This is a genomic window from Paenibacillus lignilyticus, assembly GCF_017942085.1.
GTDB classification, from domain to species: Bacteria; Bacillota; Bacilli; order Paenibacillales; family Paenibacillaceae; genus Paenibacillus_Z; species Paenibacillus_Z lignilyticus.
Map to the genome: position 1 here is coordinate 208,255 of NZ_JAGKSP010000005.1, position 18,670 is coordinate 226,924.

Annotated in this window: 16 protein-coding genes and 1 riboswitch; of the genes, 13 read left to right on the plus strand and 3 right to left on the minus strand. The window is 51.1% G+C overall.

All coding sequences use genetic code 11. The features are described from left to right. The first annotated feature begins 164 nt into the window (after positions 1-164). The 8 genes from I8J30_RS14905 to I8J30_RS14940 are packed head-to-tail and all read left to right on the plus strand — an operon-like array spanning position 165 to position 8,735. On the plus strand, positions 165-1,331 hold the full coding sequence (locus I8J30_RS14905) for a GNAT family N-acetyltransferase (RefSeq protein WP_210658930.1): 1,167 nt from the start codon (positions 165-167) through the stop codon (positions 1,329-1,331). Positions 1,332-1,376: 45 nt separating this feature from the next. Beyond that, positions 1,377-2,621, plus strand: coding sequence for a Gfo/Idh/MocA family protein (locus tag I8J30_RS14910; RefSeq protein WP_210658933.1), 1,245 nt, complete (start codon positions 1,377-1,379; stop codon positions 2,619-2,621). Next, entirely contained in the window at positions 2,611-3,363 is a 753-nt protein-coding gene (locus I8J30_RS14915; protein ID WP_210658934.1) for a glucosamine-6-phosphate deaminase, read from the plus strand. The genes I8J30_RS14910 and I8J30_RS14915 overlap by 11 nt, the downstream gene beginning before the upstream one ends. A 37-nt stretch (positions 3,364-3,400) precedes the next feature. Beyond that, entirely contained in the window at positions 3,401-4,600 is a 1,200-nt protein-coding gene (locus I8J30_RS14920) for an N-acetylglucosamine-6-phosphate deacetylase (protein ID WP_210658936.1), read from the plus strand. 2 nt (positions 4,601-4,602) lie between these two features. Then, complete coding sequence (locus tag I8J30_RS14925; RefSeq protein WP_210658938.1) at positions 4,603-5,478, plus strand: sugar phosphate isomerase/epimerase family protein; 876 nt, start codon at positions 4,603-4,605, stop codon at positions 5,476-5,478. A 53-nt stretch (positions 5,479-5,531) separates the two neighbouring features. Next, positions 5,532-6,632: a Gfo/Idh/MocA family protein gene (locus I8J30_RS14930; RefSeq protein WP_210658939.1), complete on the plus strand. Its 1,101-nt coding sequence runs from the start codon at positions 5,532-5,534 to the stop codon at positions 6,630-6,632. A 4-nt stretch (positions 6,633-6,636) separates the two neighbouring features. After that, complete coding sequence (locus tag I8J30_RS14935; RefSeq protein ID WP_240548082.1) at positions 6,637-7,668, plus strand: NAD-dependent epimerase/dehydratase family protein; 1,032 nt, start codon at positions 6,637-6,639, stop codon at positions 7,666-7,668. After that, entirely contained in the window at positions 7,668-8,735 is a 1,068-nt protein-coding gene (locus I8J30_RS14940) for a dihydrodipicolinate synthase family protein (protein ID WP_210658941.1), read from the plus strand. The genes I8J30_RS14935 and I8J30_RS14940 overlap by 1 nt, the downstream gene beginning before the upstream one ends. Positions 8,736-8,804: 69 nt before the next feature. On the opposite strand, the gene I8J30_RS14945 is transcribed toward I8J30_RS14940, so the two are convergent. Then, positions 8,805-9,875, minus strand: coding sequence for a LacI family DNA-binding transcriptional regulator (locus I8J30_RS14945; RefSeq protein WP_210658943.1), 1,071 nt, complete (start codon positions 9,873-9,875; stop codon positions 8,805-8,807). 334 nt (positions 9,876-10,209) lie between these two features. On the opposite strand from I8J30_RS14945, the gene rpiB reads away from it, so the two are divergent. Beyond that, complete coding sequence (rpiB, locus tag I8J30_RS14950) at positions 10,210-10,674, plus strand: ribose 5-phosphate isomerase B (RefSeq protein WP_091217316.1); 465 nt, start codon at positions 10,210-10,212, stop codon at positions 10,672-10,674. 18 nt (positions 10,675-10,692) lie between these two features. Then, entirely contained in the window at positions 10,693-11,256 is a 564-nt protein-coding gene (locus tag I8J30_RS14955) for a helix-turn-helix domain-containing protein (protein WP_210658944.1), read from the plus strand. On the opposite strand, the gene I8J30_RS14960 is transcribed toward I8J30_RS14955, so the two are convergent. Continuing rightward, entirely contained in the window at positions 11,248-12,192 is a 945-nt protein-coding gene (locus tag I8J30_RS14960; RefSeq protein ID WP_210658946.1) for a nucleoside hydrolase, read from the minus strand. The genes I8J30_RS14955 and I8J30_RS14960 overlap by 9 nt on opposite strands. Positions 12,193-12,355: 163 nt before the next feature. Between I8J30_RS14960 and I8J30_RS14965 the strand changes: the two genes are divergently transcribed. The 3 genes from I8J30_RS14965 (at position 12,356) to I8J30_RS14975 (ending at position 16,626) form a co-directional block, all read left to right on the plus strand. Further along, positions 12,356-13,423, plus strand: coding sequence for an ADP-ribosylglycohydrolase family protein (locus I8J30_RS14965; RefSeq protein ID WP_210658948.1), 1,068 nt, complete (start codon positions 12,356-12,358; stop codon positions 13,421-13,423). Positions 13,424-13,487: 64 nt separating this feature from the next. Continuing rightward, the gene (locus I8J30_RS14970) at positions 13,488-14,591 is read left to right on the plus strand and encodes an ADP-ribosylglycohydrolase family protein (protein ID WP_210658950.1); all 1,104 of its coding nucleotides are present in this window, start codon (positions 13,488-13,490) and stop codon (positions 14,589-14,591) included. 284 nt (positions 14,592-14,875) lie between these two features. After that, positions 14,876-15,065: riboswitch (Lysine riboswitch) on the plus strand. 169 nt (positions 15,066-15,234) lie between these two features. Beyond that, positions 15,235-16,626 carry an amino acid permease gene (locus tag I8J30_RS14975; protein WP_210659275.1) on the plus strand — a complete coding sequence of 464 codons (1,392 nt, stop codon included), beginning with the start codon at positions 15,235-15,237 and terminating at the stop codon, positions 16,624-16,626. A gap of 77 nt (positions 16,627-16,703) precedes the next feature. Here the strand turns inward: I8J30_RS14975 and I8J30_RS14980 are convergent, their stop codons facing one another. Next, a complete protein-coding gene (locus I8J30_RS14980; protein ID WP_210658952.1) occupies positions 16,704-18,563 on the minus strand; it encodes a metallophosphoesterase in 1,860 nt (619 codons plus the stop codon). Positions 18,564-18,670 lie beyond the last annotated feature (107 nt).

Here is an 18,670-nt window from a genome sequence, read left to right on the forward strand (position 1 = left end):
CTTAATACTAAAGAAAGAAAGCGTTTTGAACAATGGTCTTATTTTCATAACTTCACTGAATTTTTAGGTATTGGTAATAAAATGAATGATAACAAATACTGCTCGTTTCGATCAGCGAATCGTTTCGCTATAGTTTGGTCAGGAGAGGGCAAAGGGGGAGCAGCATGATTAGGACCATCAGGCAAGATGAAGCAGGCCAGTCACTTTCGCTTACGCAGGCAGCTTTTGCCGTCCGATTCTCGGAATCCGATGTACAAGTGCGACTGGCTAAATTGAACATGGAGCACTTTCTCGGATATTTTGCAGAGGAGCAATTAGCTGCGCAGCTTGCGGTGCTTCCGCTCACGATTTACGTGCAGGGAGAAGCGCTGGCGATGGGCGGAATTGCCCATGTTGCCTCTTATCCGGAAATGCGCAGGCAGGGGATGGTCAGCAAATTGCTCGTCCGCAGTTTAGAGATGATGCGGGCTAACGGACAGACGGTTTCGATGCTGAATCCATTCTCCTATTCGTTCTATCGGAAATACGGCTGGGAATACTTCTCCACTCAGATCGTGAACACGCTCGATATGGCAGTCGTTCCTAAGTTTGCTTCCTCAGCCGGCGTGGTTAAACGATTGACAGCGGAAGACTGGAACACCGCCGATCAAGTCTACGATCAATATGCCCGCTCAGCCTATAACGGCATGCTGCGCCGTGATGAGAATTGGTGGCGGCAGCATGTGTTCAATCGTAAGCTGGGTAGTTTGGCCGTCTATTACGATACCGGCGGCGTACCGGCCGGTTATATGCTTTATGACATTAAAGATCGTTTCATGAACATCCATGAACTCGTGCATCTTGATCATTCCGCTAGGAACGGACTATGGCAGTTTATTGGCAATCATGATTCGATCGTAACCCGGCTCAAGTTCACCGCGCCTAAAGATGATCCTTTCCTGTTCGCAATGGCAGAACCCAAGCTCCAGCAGGAGACGGTCGCTAACTTTATGATTCGCATCGTCGACGTTGAAGCGTTCGTCAGGCAATATCGTTTCGCTGGCGAGTCCGAAAAGTTAATCGTGCGCATCACAGACGAACACGCCGAGTGGAATCGCGGCGTGTGGGAGCTAACGGTGAGCGACAGCGGCCGCGCAGAGGCTGTTCATCTTGAATATAGCAGCTCGGATGGCGTCACCTGCGACATCCAAACGCTCTCAACCATGCTGATCGGCTGCCAGAGACCGGCCCAGCTAAGCATGAACGGTCGCCTAAGCGGCAGTCCATCCGACATTGCAAAATGGGAGCGTGTCATTCCCGGCCGAGTCGCGTATATGACGGACTTTTTCTAGTTGCGCAGCAGCACTAATAGCCAAGCAAAGGAGGCGCATCATCTCGTGAGAAGCTATGCTCTCGTAGGGGCAGGCAACAGAGGCACCTATATGTTCGCGGTTCCGATTGCGCGGGATTATGGCGATGTGGCGACAATCGTCGGCGTATATGACGCGAACGTGAAACGATCCGAGCTGCTGCGAACGCGGACCGGAGGACAGTTTCCCGTGTACACGAGCTTCGACGCCCTATTGGCCGAAGCCAAGCCGGATGTGGTCATCGTCACTTCCATCGACAGCACGCATCACGTCTATATCCTGCAGGCACTACGCGCCGGCTGCGACGTCATCACAGAGAAGCCGCTCACCATTGATGAAGACAAATGCAATCAAATCCTCCATACCGAGCGGCAAACGGGCAAGAAAGTCACGGTTACCTTCAACTTGCGTTACATGCCGTTCATGAATCGGCTCAAAGACATTTCCCGGGAAAATTCGCTTGGCACAGTGACGCAGGTGCATTTCGAATGGTTTCTGGATACGAAACACGGCGCTGATTATTTTCGCAGATGGCATAGGAAGAAAGCGAATTCCGGCGGGCTGCTCGTCCATAAATCGACGCATCACTTCGATATCGCGAACTGGCTGCTCGAGGATGAACCTGCATCCGTTCATGCGTTCGGCGCTACCCGATTCTACGGTCCAACGCGCGAAGAACGGGGCACCAGATGCTCGGACTGTTCGTTTGCCGGCACCTGTGAATTTTACATCGATTTGAATCAAGGCAACTATAGAGCGCTTTACTTGGCATGCGAACAAGAAGACCGCTATTACCGTGATCAATGTGTTTTCGCGGATGAGATCGACATCGAGGATACGCTCAGTGTCAATGTCGGGTATGCCGGAGGAGCGATGATGAGTTACTCCCTCACGGCATATGCGCCTTATGAAGGTTTCCGGATGGTGTTGACGGGGACGAATGGGCGGCTGGAAGCGGAATATTACGACGGAGCGATTGGTCCTTATGCCGGTACACCCGTTCAGCGCATCCGGTTGTTCAACCGTGAACAGAAGATCATCGACATGCCGCTTCAAGTGGAATCCGGTGATCATGGCGGTGGAGATGGGCGCTTGTTGCGAGCGCTTATGAGAGGCTCAGATCCAAATGATCCCAGACAGGCGAATAGCTGGGACGGCGCAATGTCTTGCGCGATCGGATTCGCCGCCAATCGCTCAATCAGAGAAGGCAAGGCGGTACGAATCGCGGAATTATTCGAAGAAATGCCAGAGGAGGAGCAGCATGAACATTAAAGTAATGGAGCATGCACAGCAACTGGGAGAGGAAGCAGCCGAACATGCCGCACGGATTTTGCAAGAAGTGATCGAACGCCAGGGCAGAGCGAGACTGCTGCTTTCTACGGGCTCGTCGCAATTCGAGTTTCTCCAAGCATTCGTCAAGCAACCGGTAGAATGGAGCAAGGTTGAAATGTTCCATCTGGACGAATATGCAGGTATCGATGCGGCGCATGCCGCCAGTTTTCAAGCGTACCTGAAGGAACGGTTCATCAGTCACGTGAATTTAGCCGCCTATCATCTCGTTGACGGCAGAGGTGACGTCCATCAGACCATTGCGCGGTTGAACGAAGCCATCCTGAGAGCTCCGATCGACCTTGCCATGATTGGAATCGGCGAAAATGCGCATATCGCGTTCAATGATCCACCGGCTGATTTTGAGACGGAAGAGCCTTACCTAGTGGTCGAACTGGATGATGCCTGTAAACGCCAGCAAGTCGGGGAAGGCTGGTTCGCCAGCTTAGCGGACGTGCCGGCGCAAGCAATCACAATGAGCGTTCGCCAAATTATGAAGAGCAAAGTCATTCTCTCCTGCGTTCCGCATGCGGTTAAGGCGGATGCCATCAAACGAACGCTCGAGTCCGATATTACACCGCTCGTCCCGGCAACGATGCTGCGTTCGCATCCGAATTGGACGCTTTACTTGGATCAGCAATCGGCCGCACAAGCTGTTCGGTCCGACTCGGCCGTAAACGAGTGATCCGATACGACTCGGATCAGCGAGGAGGTGTTGCGTCATGTCATGGATAGGAAGACGTTATGATACGGGAGAATGGGTACGGGTCACGGCGGAAGATGGCTTCATCCAAGCCATTTCACCTGCACAGCCTGCCGACGAAGCCCGAGCCGGCGAAACTTGGTTATCACCCGGTTGGATCGACCTGCAGGTGAATGGTTTCGCCGGTTTCGATCTTAATGGCGACGTTACCTCGGAGCATGATGTCGCCGAAGTGACGCTTGCCTTATTCCGGCATGGCGTCACCACCTATTGCCCAACGGTCATAACCGGCAGCTTCGCCAGAATGGATCAAGCCTTTCGTGCCATTCATAAGGCTTGCGAGAATAATAAGCTGATCGCTGACGCGATTGCCGGCATTCATATCGAAGGTCCTTATTTATCCGCTGAAGACGGACCGCGCGGTGCCCATGACAAGGTCTATATTCGGGATCCCGATACGGCTGAATTCGCGGCTTGGCAGCGTTCGGCCGGAGGGCGAATTGTCCTGTGCACCGTTGCTCCCGAGCGAGAAGGCAGCGAGTTATTCATCAAACAGATAAGCGCAAGCGGAGACGTAAAAGTTAGCATTGGACACACGATGGCGAATACGGAGCAGCTGCGTACGGCTGTTGAAGCAGGTGCCACGCTGTCCACGCATCTTGGGAACGGCGCGCATCCGGTCATGGCCAGGCACCCGAATTACATTTGGGATCAATTGGCCGAAGACGGCTTGTATGCGATGTTTATTGCGGACGGCCATCATTTGTCCGCTTCTGTGTTGAAATCCATGATCCGCGCCAAATGCGATCGCTTCATCCTCGTCAGCGACAGCGTCCGGTTTGGCGGCATGCCGCCGGGACGTTACCGGAGCATGATCGGGCAAGAGGTAGAGCTGCTAAGCAACGGCCGGCTCCAGACGGCAGCCGATCCGCGGATATTGGCAGGCTCCGCCCAAGCGCTCGATCACGGTGTTGAAACAGCTATCCGACTAGCCGGAATAAGCTTGCGGGAAGCGATCGATGCCGTAACGCGCCGACCTGCAGAAGCCATGGGCTGGCCGTCATTAGGGAAGCTGGCGGTTGGCGCAAGAGCGAATTTGACGCTGTTCGCAATGGATAGCAGCGGCAGCATTCAAGTGCAGCAAACCGTTGTAGGCGGGGAACCCGTTTGGAGTAAAGGGGATCACCGGCTGCAAGCAGAGAATGGGAGGCAGCCATAGCCATGATCGAGGATCGTTTAGGCGTCATAACCGATGAGGTTTCTCCATCGGATCTATTAGAAGCGTTGAACTTTGCAGTATTGAATGGCTTGAAGCATGTTGAAATCCGTACGATCAATGGCCAAAATGTACTTTCGCTCAGCGATCAGCAGCTTGCCATCATCCGTTCCGAAACGGAAAGACGAGGACTATTCGTATCCTGCATCGCTTCTCCGATATTCAAATGCGCGCTGGGAACGGGCAATCAGGTAGCAGAGGGAGACCGGTTTAATCAGGAGGAGCGTTCGGTTTCCGAGCATTTCTCGATGCTGGAACGGGCGATGGACATTGCCGATCAGCTGGGTACGAATCGGATTCGTATATTCTCCTTCTGGCGTGAAACGGAGCCGGAGCAGCATGAAGACGAAATTATAAGGCATTTAACTCGCGCTGCCTTAATGGCTGCAAGCCGCAGCAAGCTGCTTTTGCTCGAAAACGAACCTTCCTGTAATGGCGGGTTTGCCGCGGAAGTCGCTAGACTCGTTAAAGCTGTCAAATCGCCTAATCTGCGCGTCTTATGGGATCCGGGAAATGAGCAATACGGCAACCGTGCCAGCTATCCCGATGGCTATTCCATCATTCGCAATCTATTGGCCCATGTACATCTGAAAGACGTACGGATGAACGAGAGCGGTAATCCCCAAGCGACTCCGATTGGGGCAGGCATCGTTCCGTATGAGGCCCATTTTCGAGCTTTACATCGAGATGGCTATGCCGGGCTGTTCACATTGGAGACGCATTATATTCCGGAAGGCGGCACTGCAATGGAAGGGACGGCCCGGTCGCTCCAAGGATTGAAGGCTCTGCTTGCGAATCTGCGAGCGCAAACGGAGAAGTGAACGAAGCGGAAGCTGGAATCAACCATCCTAATAGGGAAAAGGGGAATGTTAGCATGGAACAATCGATCTTAAAAATCGGGATTATCGGGCAAGGCCGAAGTGGACGCGACATACACGGGCAATTACTCGCCAAGCTGCCTCACTGTTTCCAAATTGCAGCGGTCGCGGATTCCTTGCCGGAACGGCAGCAGCTGGCACGACAAGAGTTCCAATGCAACGCTTATGCAACTTGGCAGGAGATGGTGGAGAATGAGCAGCTTGACCTTGTCGTCAATGCTTCGCCCAGCCATCAGCATGTGCCGATCTCCTTGGAGCTGTTGAACCGCGGATTTCATGTCCTGTGCGAGAAGCCGCTCGCCCGAACATCGGAAGAAGTAGATCAATTGATTGCAGCCTCGGAGCGTTCCGGCAAAATATTAGCTGTTTTCCAGCAATCACGCTACATGCCTGCCTATGTTCGCATTCGCGAGGTGATCGAAAGCGGTGTCTTGGGCCGCATCGTGCAAATCGATTTCACCAGCAACCGTTTTGCCCGCAGATGGGATTGGCAGACCTTGCAAAGCAACAATGGCGGCAGCTTGTTGAATTTAGGCTCCCATACCGTGGATCAGGTGCTGCAGCTGTTCGGCACGGATGTGATCCCGGATATTACTTGCGTCATGGATCAAGCGAATACGTACGGGGACGCCGAGGATTATGTGAAGATTCTGCTTCGCGGACAAGGACGTCCGACCATCGATTTGGAAGTTTCCTCCTGCAGTGTTTTCCCAGGAGAGCCATTCGTCATACAGGGAACCAACGGCGGACTGCGCGGCAATAACGACCGATTGGAATGGAGCTATTTCAAACCGGAGGAAGCGCCTGTACAGCAATTAACGACGGAGCCGTTAGTGGACAAGAACGGCAAACCAAGCTACTGTCGCGAAACGCTCAACTGGTATAAGGAGGACTGGGAGCTCCGATTAGCGGAAGGTCAAAGCGAATTCGACTACATGACGGAGCAATTGTATCTCATGCTGTATAGAACACTTGTGCAAGGCGAGGAGTTAGCGATTACGCCGCAGCAAGTCAGACAGCAGCTTGTTGTCATGGAAGAGTGCCGCCGCCAAAATCCTCACATCTACCGACCGGCGCAAGAAAGCATCAGAGGGTAATCCGATGGCGATGGCGCACATTCAATCGATTGCGGAACTCGAAGCCAAATTAGCTGAACCGTCCGAGCAGCTGATCGCCGAAATGGCGTCACTGGAAGGGGACGTCCTCGTGTTAGGCGTTGGCGGGAAAATGGGTCCGAGCCTCGCAAAACTAGCAGTAAACGCGCTGCGCCGAGCAGGCGCCCGCAATCGTGTAATCGGCGTTTCGAGATTCTCCAATGAGGAGACGCGCAAAGACCTGGAGGCTGCAGGCGTTGAAACGATTTCGTGCAACCTTCTCGATGATCAGCAGCTGCACCAGCTTCCCGATGCACGCAACATCATCTATATGGCGGGTAATAAATTCGGAACGACAGGCAACGAGGATTTCACTTGGGCGATGAACGCTTATTTGCCGGGCAGGGTAGCAGAGAAATATCGGAATTCACGAATCGTGGTATTCTCGTCCGGGAATGTCTATCCATTCTCGCCGCCGGGACTTGGAGGCGTAAGCGAATCATGCGGACCGGAGCCTAAAGGGGAGTACGCGCAGTCTTGTTTGGGACGTGAACGTATATTTGAATACTTCTCCAAGCAATACAGTATGCCGATGGTTATTTTCCGATTGAATTATGCGATTGATCTGCGCTACGGGGTTCTTCTTGAGATTGCGAAGTCGGTTATGAATGAACGGCCGATTCGGCTTGAGATGGGGCATGCCAACGTCATCTGGCAAGGGGATGCCAATGAGATGGCGCTGCGATGCTTATCCCATTGCGAGTCGCCGCCGCGTACGATTAACATTACCGGCCCTGAGACGATGTCCGTACGTTGGGCAGCGGCAGAGATGGGCAAACGCTTTGGGAAAGAGCCGGTAGTCGAAGGTACGGAGTCGGACACGGCTCTGCTAAGTAATGCCGCTCAATCCTTTCAATTGTTCGGGTATCCGCGTGTCTCTCTGCTGCAGATGGTCGATTGGGTTGCGGAATGGGTTCGAGCCGGCGGCCACACGCTGAACAAACCGACCCATTTTCAAGAGCGAAAGGGGAAGTTCTGATGCGAGGCAAACAGCTGACACCGGAACAGCTTGGCGCCCTTCATGATGGTTTGGTTATTCCCGCTCACCCCCTGGCATTGGATCATCAGCGCAAGCTTGATCCGCGATATCAACGAGCGCTGACGCGATACTACATCGACTCTGGGGCAGGAGGGATTGCCGTTGGCGTCCATTCCACGCAATTCGAGATTCGTGATGCAGCCATCGGCTTGTACGAGCCGGTGCTGCGGCTTGCGTCCGAGGAAGTTGAGCGAGCGAAGCTGAATCGACCCTTTATTAAGGTGGCAGGCCTATGCGGTCCTACCGATCAAGCATTGAACGAAGCGAGAATTGCCATTGACCTCGGTTATGATGCCGGTTTGCTCAGCATGGGCGGCCTTGGAAGCTATTCGGAAAGTAAGCTCTTGAAACGGACGGAGCAAGTGGCAGAGCTGCTGCCGGTGATCGGGTTTTATTTGCAGCCCTCGGTAGGCGGGCGAGTGCTCAGTTATGCGTTCTGGCAGGCATTCGCGGAAATTCCGAACGTCGTTGCGATCAAGATCGCCCCGTTCAATCGCTATCAAACCATCGATGTTGTCCGGGCGGTATGCAGTTCAAGCAGACGTGATCAAATTGCTCTTTATACCGGAAATGACGATAATATCATTGGCGATCTGCTTACTGCGTATCGGTATATTATCGACGGAGCTCCGGTGGAGAAAAGGATTGTTGGCGGTTTGCTGGGGCATTGGGCGGTTTGGACGAGAAGAGCGGTGGAGCTTCTCGGAGAAGTGAAGCGAGTGCGGGGCGAAGCGGCATTGACGTCCGAGTGGCTGACGCGGAACGCCGAAGTGACGGATATGAACGCGGCGCTGTTCGATGCCGCCAATCAGTACGCTGGATGTATCGCCGGCATACATGAGGTGCTGCGCCGACAAGGTTTGATGCAGGGAATCTGGTGCTTGAATCCCCATGAGACCTTATCCGACGGGCAAGCGGATGAGCTTACGCGAGTTAGCCGTGATTACCCGCAGCGAGTAGACGATGAATTTGTTGCCGAGCATCTCGCGAAGTGGCTGGAAGATTGAAGATTCGTTCAATAGCATTAGGCAAATGGCAGCGCAGAATTCTGCGCTGCCATTTCATCATTAACTACATTAAATATTGCGAGCTGTGCTGTCCCTGATAATAAGCTCAGGCTTCTTAGGCGGCTCAAGCTTAATGGGGATGCCTTCGATCCGCTGGAGCAGCATATCGACGATCTTGCCGCTGGCATGTGTAATGTCAAAGCTGACGCTCGTTAAGTTCGGCCTCAGACTCCGGTAGAGATCGGATGGACCAAAGCCAATTACAGAGATGTCCTGCGGCACACGATAGCCATAGTCGTAGAAATAATTGAGCGCCGCAACCGTCGTAACCTCATTTGAAATCATCAGCGCTGTAGGCTTCTGGGTTTGGAGGAGCTGATGAATCCTATTGTAGCTCTCTTCCATTTGCCCGGGAACACGCACAATATAGTCATCCTTGAATGGAATTCCATACTCGCCATAAGCTTTCTTAACGCCATTAATTCTCTCGTGGTTAAAGGAAATGACATTGCCTTTAATGCTGCCCACAATAAAGCGAATGTCGGTATGATTCAGATCCAACAAATATTTAGCCGCCATATAGCCGGCTTCGAGATCATCGGATGTTATGTAGTAAATATCCTCCGGATTGTTGGAGTATTTCATGTTAAATACATAAGGAATACCTGCTTCTTCAAGCATGGATGCCAGGGATTCATTATTAGAAGGGCTTAATATGATAAAGCCGTCCGCAACCTGATTTTTAATGACGTTAAAGAATGATTCTGAATCCGGATCGCTGGATGTAAGAATGAGGATATTGTAGCCTTCGCTGTGCGCCTTCTCGGTCAACGCTTTGAATATGGCTTGGAAGCCGGCGTTGAAGATCAACTCGCTAATATGCTGCGCACTGACGACAAGACCGAGTATACCGCTCTTTCCGGATTTGAACATGCGCGCGGTTTTGCTGGGGATATAACCCAAACTCTTGACAGCATCAAGAACCCGCTGCCTGGTGATCGGCTTAACGAGGCTCGAACCGTTCATAACTCTGGATACGGTGGAGGGCGTCACTTTTGCTTTCTCGGCGACGTCGTGTATGGTTGGCTTCTTGATTTTACGTTCCTCCCAGCTGGTTCCATCAAATGTTATCGATGCCATTCTATATGGATTGTAAGGGGTAATGAATAAAAATGCCAGTTGAAAGTGAAGAGTCAAACTTCCGGTATTGACAGTGCTCTGCATTCTAGGATAATATTGGCTCGAAAAGGCTTACAATCCCTTCGGTATCGCATGGACGGCATGCGAAGGCAGCGTGAGTTTTTTATTTCAAGCAAATTGGCAACGTTGCCAATAATGAGGTCGAAAGTCACGGAATCGCTATGCTGAATCCTTTTTCATAGGCTTTCAGTACTGCTATCTCCATGCTTCAGAATTATGGCAACGTTAACATTGAACCGAATCACTCCACAAATGAAAACAGGAGGCGAGCAAAATGAAAATTTCATTAGGTTGCGATCATGCCGGTTTCCATCTGAAGTCCGCTGTCGCCGCGCATCTGGCAGCCATCGGCTGTGAAGTCATCGACCATGGCTGCTACAGCGCTGATGCCGTTGATTTCCCCGATATTGCCCGATTGGTCTGTCACTCCGTACTTAAAGGTGAAGCTGAACGTGGAATCATGGTGTGTGGTACAGGCGTAGGTGCCAGTATCGCTGCGAATAAGATTCCGGGCATTCGTGCTGCCGTATGTCATGACTATCATTCCGCACACCAAAGCGTCGAACATGATGATGTTAATGTAATGTGTGTTGGCGCCAAGATTGTAGGGGAATGGCTGGTCAAAGACTTGATCTCCTCCTACGTCTCGGCAACATTCAGCACGGAAGAGCAGTTCCGCAGAAGAGTCGAGAAATTAGCCATTCTGGAACGCGAAGCCGCGATTAAACTACGTGAATAAAGAACGGGAGGTCTGTTCATGCAAAGCGTACTGAAAATATCCCCGCCGTCAGCACCGGCTTTGAAGTCACCCTACATTCAGATCACGAATCCCAAACTGCAGCAAGATGCAGGGAAACTCTCATCCCAGGAACAAGCCTACCGGATTGAGCTGGAAGAGCTCTACCATTTCATCTATCAATCCATAACGAGTGCACTCCAAGAAGCGAAGCAGCAAACTGATTTTAACTACTGGTACAGCAAGGATCGGAATCAACGGAAAGTAGAAGAGGCTCTGTCTTACATCGATGAGCATTTTCACGAAGATTTCGGGTTAGAGCAGGTTACGGATATTATGCATTGTTCTTCGACTTACTTGAACCGGCTGCTGAAGCAGCACACGGGGAGTACCTTCTACAATCTGCTGACTCAGAAGAGAATCGAGCATTCCAAGCAGCTTCTGGCACTGGATCTTCAGACGGTATGTGAAATCAGCAGCATGGTCGGCTACACCAATGTACACAGCTTCATTCGCGCCTTCAAACGCAGCGTTGGCATAACGCCCGGGCAATTCCGTGAAAGCAGACTTGCACAATCAGGTTGAATGGTTTCCCAATTTGTTGAACATATCGATATAGACGAGGCTTCGGTCAATGTCGATCGCTTCTTTGTAGAAGTGCCTGGAATCATCGGTGGAATACGTGAAATTCGGATTAAGGATCGGCGTTCTTCGCACGACGGATGGCACCCATTCTTCATTCAGCAGCCACGCTATGGCAGAAACATCCCATAGCACTTTCGACCATCCGGGGCGATTGAGGCCGAAACGTTCAAACCGTCCGTGGAACAAATCGCTGAAATAAGTACCCAGTTTGTTTCGGTCTCGCAAGCAAGCATCAATCTCGTAGGTGGAGGTCAACAGATGGGATGCGACGCTGTGACATGGCAGTACGACGAGCGGTACGCCGCTGTCGTAGATAATGCCGGAAGCGTGATAGTCTTGCGACACGTTGAAAATATCTTGCGTAGGCCACCAATAAGAGTTTGGCCCAAGCCAGACTACGACGATTTTCCGGATGATTTCGGGGCATTTGACGATAGCCGATGCTACGTTCGTAATGGCACCGATAGCGACAACATAGAGCGGGTCATCGGGGTCAGCCGCAAGTGCCGTCTCAATGATCGTATCAACCGCCTCGCTTGGAACCGGCTCTTCACGGCTAGTCATGAAATGCGCAGAGCCTCTGTAAACAGGAGGAGGGGACTGCAGGTCCATCAGCTTGTAGATGTTGAAGATTTCCTTGTAGCTTTTCTCCATTCCTTCAGCCGGACTCGTTGAATTCCAATTGAAGAACGGAGCCGCAGTAACCGCCAGCAAATCGATCTTATCCGGTGACAGCAGCGTATAGGCGAGTGCAAATTGATCGTCCACTTCATTGAACGCATCGGTATCCAGAATCATTTTCACTTTGCCTGTCGGATGGTTCAGCCGCTGCAGCATCGCAGCGTGATCGAGCTGATAGTTAGCCCAACTGTTCATATGACGCACCTCTTTCATTCCAAGTTCGATAGTTTGTAAGCTACGAATTCAGTATAGGGGAGTGATGCGGATTTCGAAATGTTCAACTATCAAAGGCGCGAACGTTAGATTTCTGTACATCTGTTAGCTGCATGACACATTAAATTCGAGGAGAGAACAAGCCATGAGTGAGCCAGTTTCATTATTCGATAAATTTTACGGATGCATCGCCGGCGTTCATATCGGTTCTGCAATGGGAGCACCGGTAGAAGGCTGGGATTACGATAGAATCGATGCCCAGTACGGGATTCTTGAAGAGCTGCTGCCTTATGAGCATTTTCATAACGGCTGGGTCCGCGAAGCAGGGACGACTGAGGATGGCGTGGAGCGCCAGAAGCTGATGATCTCCGCGATTATGGAGAAGCAGGACCGTGTCACGGCCGAGGATGTCCGCAATATGTGGATTTCCGGAATCAAACCGGAATCGGCGGGCATGATTTCCGAGCCTTTCGAAGCTGTATTGCTCGCGATGGCCAAGAGCGGTATTCCAGCCCGGGACATCGGCAAATATTGCGATTACGCAGGGTTAAACAGCTTCTCCCGATCTTGCCACCCAATCGGACTGATCAATGCCGGCGATATTCCCAATGCCATCCATGATGTGAATGAAGTCGGCCAACTCTATCAAACCACGAACGGTCGCGGCTTGAAATGGGCAACGGTTACTGCGGTAGCGATCGCATCCGGGACCAAAGCGGGGGCTACCGTTGACAGCGTGCTCGGCGCAATCTTCGATCATTGCGATCCCGATGTCGTTGTAAGAGAGCTTGAACGGGAGCTGAAACGGACCGCGAAAATCAAGGACTACCGTGAATTTAGGCATACACTCTATGAATCTTATAACATTCGAGGCATTCCATATGAAGTCAGCTACGCGAATGAAGTGGTGACGAAAGCGGTTTGTATTTTCAAATGGGCCAAAGGAAATGTCAAAGAAGCAATGGTTGCGGCCGTCAATATGGGACGCGATACGGACTGTGTTACGGCGGTTGCAGCCGGTATATCCGGGGCGCTTACCGGAACGACTACGATTCCTGAGTCTTGGATCAAACAAACGGACTATGCGACAACCTTGCATGTCGTTACCAATTCCCAGCGCACGATCAAAGAACATGCCGAAGGCTTGTACCAAGCGTATCGTTCCCGATTGCATAGGCTGAAGGCATATTCGGAGCTGATGGGTGCGTTGTAAGTAGTCGTAATCATATAGAGGCTGGTTCAGATGAGTTCAGATAAACGTAGAGGAGTGTCGGGCGATGAGTGGAATCATCAGCTTACAAGATAAATTTTATGGTTGTATCGCAGGGTCGCAGGTTGGAGCTGCTCTGGGCGCGCCTGCTCAGGGACTCACCTGGCAGAATAGCGAATCGGAGTTCGGCGTCCTGGATCAGCTTAAGCCTTATGAGAATGGTTGGTTCCGAGAAGCCGGTACGACCGGAAGCGGAATCGAGCGGCAGAAGCTGCTTATTACTGCAATCTCAGAACGGCAGGATCGGATATCGGCCGAGGACGTTCGCGCAATCTGGGTGTCCGATATGACAATGAAAGCTGCCGAGAAGATCATGGAACCCTATGATGTGGGTTTGTTGGCGGTTGCTAACAGCGGGATCCCCGCACGCGATCTCGGCAAGTATTGCGATTATGCAGGACTTAACAGCTTCGCCGGCTATTGTCATCCGGTTGGATTGATCAATGCAGGCGATGTGAAGAATGCGATTCGCGATGCCTTCGAGCTCGGCCAGCTGTATTATGCATCCAGAAGCTATGGCGTGAAGTGGTCAGGCGTAACCGCTGCAGCGATTGCTTCAGCTGTAAAGCCCGGCGCAACGATTGACAGTGTAATAAAAGATTTGTTCACCAACTGCGATTATTCCGATGTAGGAGCAAAGATCGATGGCTACAAGTATGGGTACTTGAGAGACAATGTTATCGATGAACTGGAATCCGGGTTAAAGCTGACAGCGGGCTGCCGGGATTTCCGCGAACTCCGCGAAGCCTTCGATAAGAGCTACCGCGGCTGCGGCGTGCCATATGGCAACAGCTTCGCAAACGAAGTTGTGACCAAAGCGATATGCGTTGTCAGAATGGTAAACGCAAATGTACACGATGCGATCATTGCGGGAGCTAATATGGGGCGGGACAGCGTTAACGTCGCAGCGCTTGCCGGCGGAATTGCCGGTGCAATCAGCGGTGCGGCAGCATTGCCGGAATCCCTCATTCGGCAAGTGGATTATGCGGCCGGCGTTAACAAATATACGTGCTCCAAGCGGACAATTCGCGAACAAGCCGAAGGTGTTTATCAAGCTTTTCAGAGCCGGTTGCATACCATCAACAAATTCGTTGAAGAAATGCTTGTATAGAGGTATAGGTTTTACTTGAAGAGGACATACTGGCTATTATTGCGTTCATATGGTTAGATGAAAGACAGGTTTACCGGATAATTAAATCATAGAGTGAAGTATTGCCTGCAATTTGGCTTTAATCGCCTATAAATACGCAGTTATGAGGAGCTGAGATCATCGATCCGGCTTCTTTTTTATGCTTCCGATTAGAAGCGTGGAATGATTATCCATTGCTTTTTCCGCTGAGGCTACTTATTATAGGATCTTGTGTCACAATAAAATAGGTATCACCTCATCAGCCTTGATGAGGTAGAGGTCGCGATGTTAATGAGTACGCCGGAGGAAGTCCAGTAATGACTGAGGATGCCGGAAGAAAGGTACCATCGCCGAAGCCGCACGGTTTACTGACCGTTCGAGCTGGGGCCGTTTCCGAAAGGGACGGAACTGTCACACGATTCGCACCCGCGTTACGTGTGTTGAGCTATCTTCGAACAGGAGAGATGAGGGAGTCATGGAAGCTGCCTTGTTAGGCAGCTTTTTTGTGTTGGTATGCCTTATTTTCCCAGGAAATAAGGATAATAGATGAGGGAGCGTACGGAAAGTGAACGAGAACGAGAATCCAAACAACAACAAATTACGCAGAGGCTTGAAATCGCGTCATATGACGATGATCTCACTCGGCGGCTCGATAGGAACAGGATTGTTTCTCGCCAGTGGCGGCGCGATTCATACTGCAGGTCCGGGCGGCGCACTGCTTGCCTACTTGATTATTGGCATCATGGTTTATTTCTTAGTGACCAGTCTGGGGGAAATGGCAACGTATATGCCGGTTTCCGGTACATTCAGCACTTATGCAACAAGGTTCGTTGATCCATCGTTTGGCTTTGCGCTCGGGTGGAATTATTGGTACAACTGGGCGATCACAATAGCGGCCGAGCTGTCTGCGGCAACGATCATCATTAAATTCTGGCTGCCTGACAGCCCTTCGTTCTTATGGAGCGCTTTGTTCCTTGCCTTAATGGTTGGCCTGAACTTGTTATCGGTTAAAAGCTATGGCGAGTCTGAATATTGGTTCGCGATGATTAAGATCGTTACCGTCATCGTGTTTATTGGCATAGGTCTTCTCATGATTGTCGGCATTTGGAGTGGACAAGCAACCGGATTCGGTAATTTTACAACCGGTGATGCACCTGTCTCCGGCGGTTTACTTGCCGTGCTCGGTGTCTGTATGGCGGCGGGTTTCTCGTTTCAAGGGACGGAGCTCGTCGGTATCGCGGCAGGGGAGTCTGAGAATCCGCGTGTAAACGTACCTCGGGCGATCCGCAGTGTATTCTGGCGAATCTTATTATTTTATATATTTGCCATATTCGTTGTGGGTTTGCTGATTCCATATACGACGGAGTCCTTGGCAAGCGATAGTGTGAGTGCAAGTCCATTCACGATCATATTCGAGAAGGCAGGCCTAAGCGTGGCGGCTTCCGTCATGAATGCCGTCATATTAAGCTCCGTGCTATCCGCAGGCAACTCGGGGATGTATGCTTCCACAAGGATGCTCTGGGTACTCGCCAAGGAAGGAAAAGCGCCACGATTATTCGCTGCATTAAATAAAAACGGTATCCCCGTTTATGCTCTGCTGGCAACAGCCGCTATCGGCATGCTCGCTTTTCTTGCTTCTTTCTTCGGTGATGGTCAGGTGTATATCTGGCTGCTGAATGCATCCGGAATGTCCGGATTTATCGCTTGGCTTGGTATTGCCATCAGCCATTATCGCTTCCGTAAAGCTTATACAGCACAAGGTCGGAAGCTTGCGGACTTGCCTTACCGCTCGTTATGGTTCCCATTCGGACCGATTCTGGCAGGCGTCATGTGTATGATTGTCATCTTAGGACAAAGCATCAGCGCCTTCTCCGATGGTCAAGTCGATTGGAAATTCCTAATCGCATCTTACATCGGCATTCCGTTCTTCTTAGTATTATGGCTCGGTTACAAATGGAAATACAAAACGAAGGTAATAAAGTTGGAAAACTGCGAGCTGGATGCCGCGGTTGAATAGCAGGTTGGATGGAAGCCCCAAAAAGGCGGTAGCGTGAGCAGAATTTCTGTATCGCTGCCGCCTTTATTCAGTTAACCTTACGCTTTAGCCGGAATTCGAATCGGGGTTTCAATCATGATGGGTTCTGCTTTGGATGGCTTAGTCGGAGTCAAATCAGGCTCTAACAAGGGTCCATGTTCCACGTTCGGAGCTCGTTTCCACTTCTTCACGACATGCTCCATCCCTATAGGGAAGATGGTTAAGCTCCCATCTTTATCAATATGGATGCGGATGAAGTTTTTCCAATTGTCGATTTGCATCGCCGAGAACGCTTCGCCGCTGTGACGGCCGAAACCATTCAATGATAAGAGCAAATACAGGCCCATTATAACCGATCCGATGATCCATCCACCATATGCAATGAGCAGTCCGGTTACTGCCAATGCACCGAGCCCCCAATGAAAATGGAATTCCGTGCGGACCAGATAAACAGCTGCACAGCCGATGAAGAAGGCAGCGGCAACATGGGTTAAGCCGTGCAAACAACCGGCGATCCATTTGTACAAGCGAAAATGGGTATCCGTAAACAGCCAGAATCCTCCGATGATGACGATCATCCAAATAAACGCACTTGGTGTTTGCGCAATCTTGTTGAGAGAGGATGACACAAGATCCGAATAGGTCGCCGAAGCGGGCGGGGCGGCGGTCACGGAAAGTACGGAGTTGCATGCCAACAAGTAGAGGATAGCCGTGACGATACCGAACATCTGGTTCTTCCAAACGAAGAGCAGGTTTCCCCAGGTGAGCCGCCTTGACGAAGCGACATCCGGGAAGTCCTTCTTTCGTTTAAATTCGATCGGTTTCTCATCTTCATTCTTGTGCGCATAGATCGCTTGATCCTTGAGATCATGGGTAGGATGAAGGAAAGCACCGCCGCCGCCAGCCGTAATTTTCTCGACTTTGCGGCTATGATCCGCGGAGCCGTCGGCTAGGGTGGGGATAAATTCGAATCTGCGGTAATGATGAAGATCGCCGGCGATGAAGATTTGGATGTCGACATTGTTTTTCTTCAACATATTTTCAAGGAAAGTCAGATTGTTCTCGTTGTATATCGGATCGAACTTCCCATATTTGTGCGCGGAAACCCAGTATGGTTCAGCGTTACATAGAATGACTCGATCACCGCCTTGCATCTGCGCAGCGATATGCTCGAAATACCGTACCTGCTGCCCGTCGATATCCGAATTCAGCTGAACATCAGTCCCAAGAAGCCACCAGCCATGAGGAAGCTTCAAAGCAAAATAACTCTTCTGCTGCGGCGCCTGCCAGCCATTAAACCATTTGCGCGAAGTGAAAATCCGCGAGAATGAAATCAGGCCGTCATACCAGTCATGGTTTCCCGGAACAGCGAATACCTGCGGATGCGGATCCGCCGTGTAGCCTTGAGCGAGATAATAAGGTGCAATCAGCCTGTTCATGTATTCATCGCGGTTTGCGGTCGGATAGACTTGATCACCGCCGAAGATAAGCACATTGCCGCGTTTGGTCGTAACCGTTGTCCCCGTTTCCGGATCAACCAGCGAGAGCTCCGGTCGAGTGGCGTAATAAGCGATGGAATAAGTGGAATCAAACCCATCACCCAGATCACTGATATAATCAATCCAAATCTCATCACGAGGCTGATTAGGATCCGTCAAGTAGAAACCATCTTGATCCACTTTATAGTTCCCGGATTCATGACGTAAAAATTGCTTGGAGTAGTCATTTAATTGCTCTTCCTTCTGGTTGAATGCTTCAATTAACCGAAAGTCTGAATAAAGCCCGAAGATGGTCGACAGGATAGTTTTCATGCCTGTGACGACTAATTGTTTCGGATTAAACCATTCGACCATTCGAGGCCGCGCATGAGGATCCGCAATCATGTTCTCGGCCAGCTGCTGAACCTTGCTCTTTGCCATATGCTTCTCCTTTCAGCATACCTATGTAGTTCTATTATTCCATAATCCTGCTGCAAATCACGTCGAATTGCGTCCGTCTCGCATGATCTCACCTTACGATAACCAAA

Excerpts from the sequence above, each read along its gene's own strand:
- I8J30_RS14940 (WP_210658941.1), top strand. The coding sequence starts at position 7,668 with ATGCGAGGCAAACAGCTGACACCGGAACAGCTTGGCGCCCTTCATGAT.
- I8J30_RS14925 (WP_210658938.1), top strand. The coding sequence starts at position 4,603 with ATGATCGAGGATCGTTTAGGCGTCATAACCGATGAGGTTTCTCCATCG.
- I8J30_RS14905 (WP_210658930.1), top strand. The coding sequence starts at position 165 with ATGATTAGGACCATCAGGCAAGATGAAGCAGGCCAGTCACTTTCGCTT.
- I8J30_RS14980 (WP_210658952.1), bottom strand. The coding sequence starts at position 18,563 with ATGGCAAAGAGCAAGGTTCAGCAGCTGGCCGAGAACATGATTGCGGAT.
- I8J30_RS14970 (WP_210658950.1), top strand. The coding sequence starts at position 13,488 with ATGAGTGGAATCATCAGCTTACAAGATAAATTTTATGGTTGTATCGCA.
- I8J30_RS14960 (WP_210658946.1), bottom strand. The coding sequence starts at position 12,192 with ATGAACAGTTGGGCTAACTATCAGCTCGATCACGCTGCGATGCTGCAG.
- I8J30_RS14975 (WP_210659275.1), top strand. The coding sequence starts at position 15,235 with ATGACGATGATCTCACTCGGCGGCTCGATAGGAACAGGATTGTTTCTC.
- I8J30_RS14945 (WP_210658943.1), bottom strand. The coding sequence starts at position 9,875 with ATGGCATCGATAACATTTGATGGAACCAGCTGGGAGGAACGTAAAATC.
- I8J30_RS14935 (WP_240548082.1), top strand. The coding sequence starts at position 6,637 with ATGGCGATGGCGCACATTCAATCGATTGCGGAACTCGAAGCCAAATTA.
- I8J30_RS14920 (WP_210658936.1), top strand. The coding sequence starts at position 3,401 with ATGTCATGGATAGGAAGACGTTATGATACGGGAGAATGGGTACGGGTC.
- I8J30_RS14965 (WP_210658948.1), top strand. The coding sequence starts at position 12,356 with ATGAGTGAGCCAGTTTCATTATTCGATAAATTTTACGGATGCATCGCC.
- rpiB (WP_091217316.1), top strand. The coding sequence starts at position 10,210 with ATGAAAATTTCATTAGGTTGCGATCATGCCGGTTTCCATCTGAAGTCC.
- I8J30_RS14955 (WP_210658944.1), top strand. The coding sequence starts at position 10,693 with ATGCAAAGCGTACTGAAAATATCCCCGCCGTCAGCACCGGCTTTGAAG.
- I8J30_RS14930 (WP_210658939.1), top strand. The coding sequence starts at position 5,532 with ATGGAACAATCGATCTTAAAAATCGGGATTATCGGGCAAGGCCGAAGT.
- I8J30_RS14915 (WP_210658934.1), top strand. The coding sequence starts at position 2,611 with ATGAACATTAAAGTAATGGAGCATGCACAGCAACTGGGAGAGGAAGCA.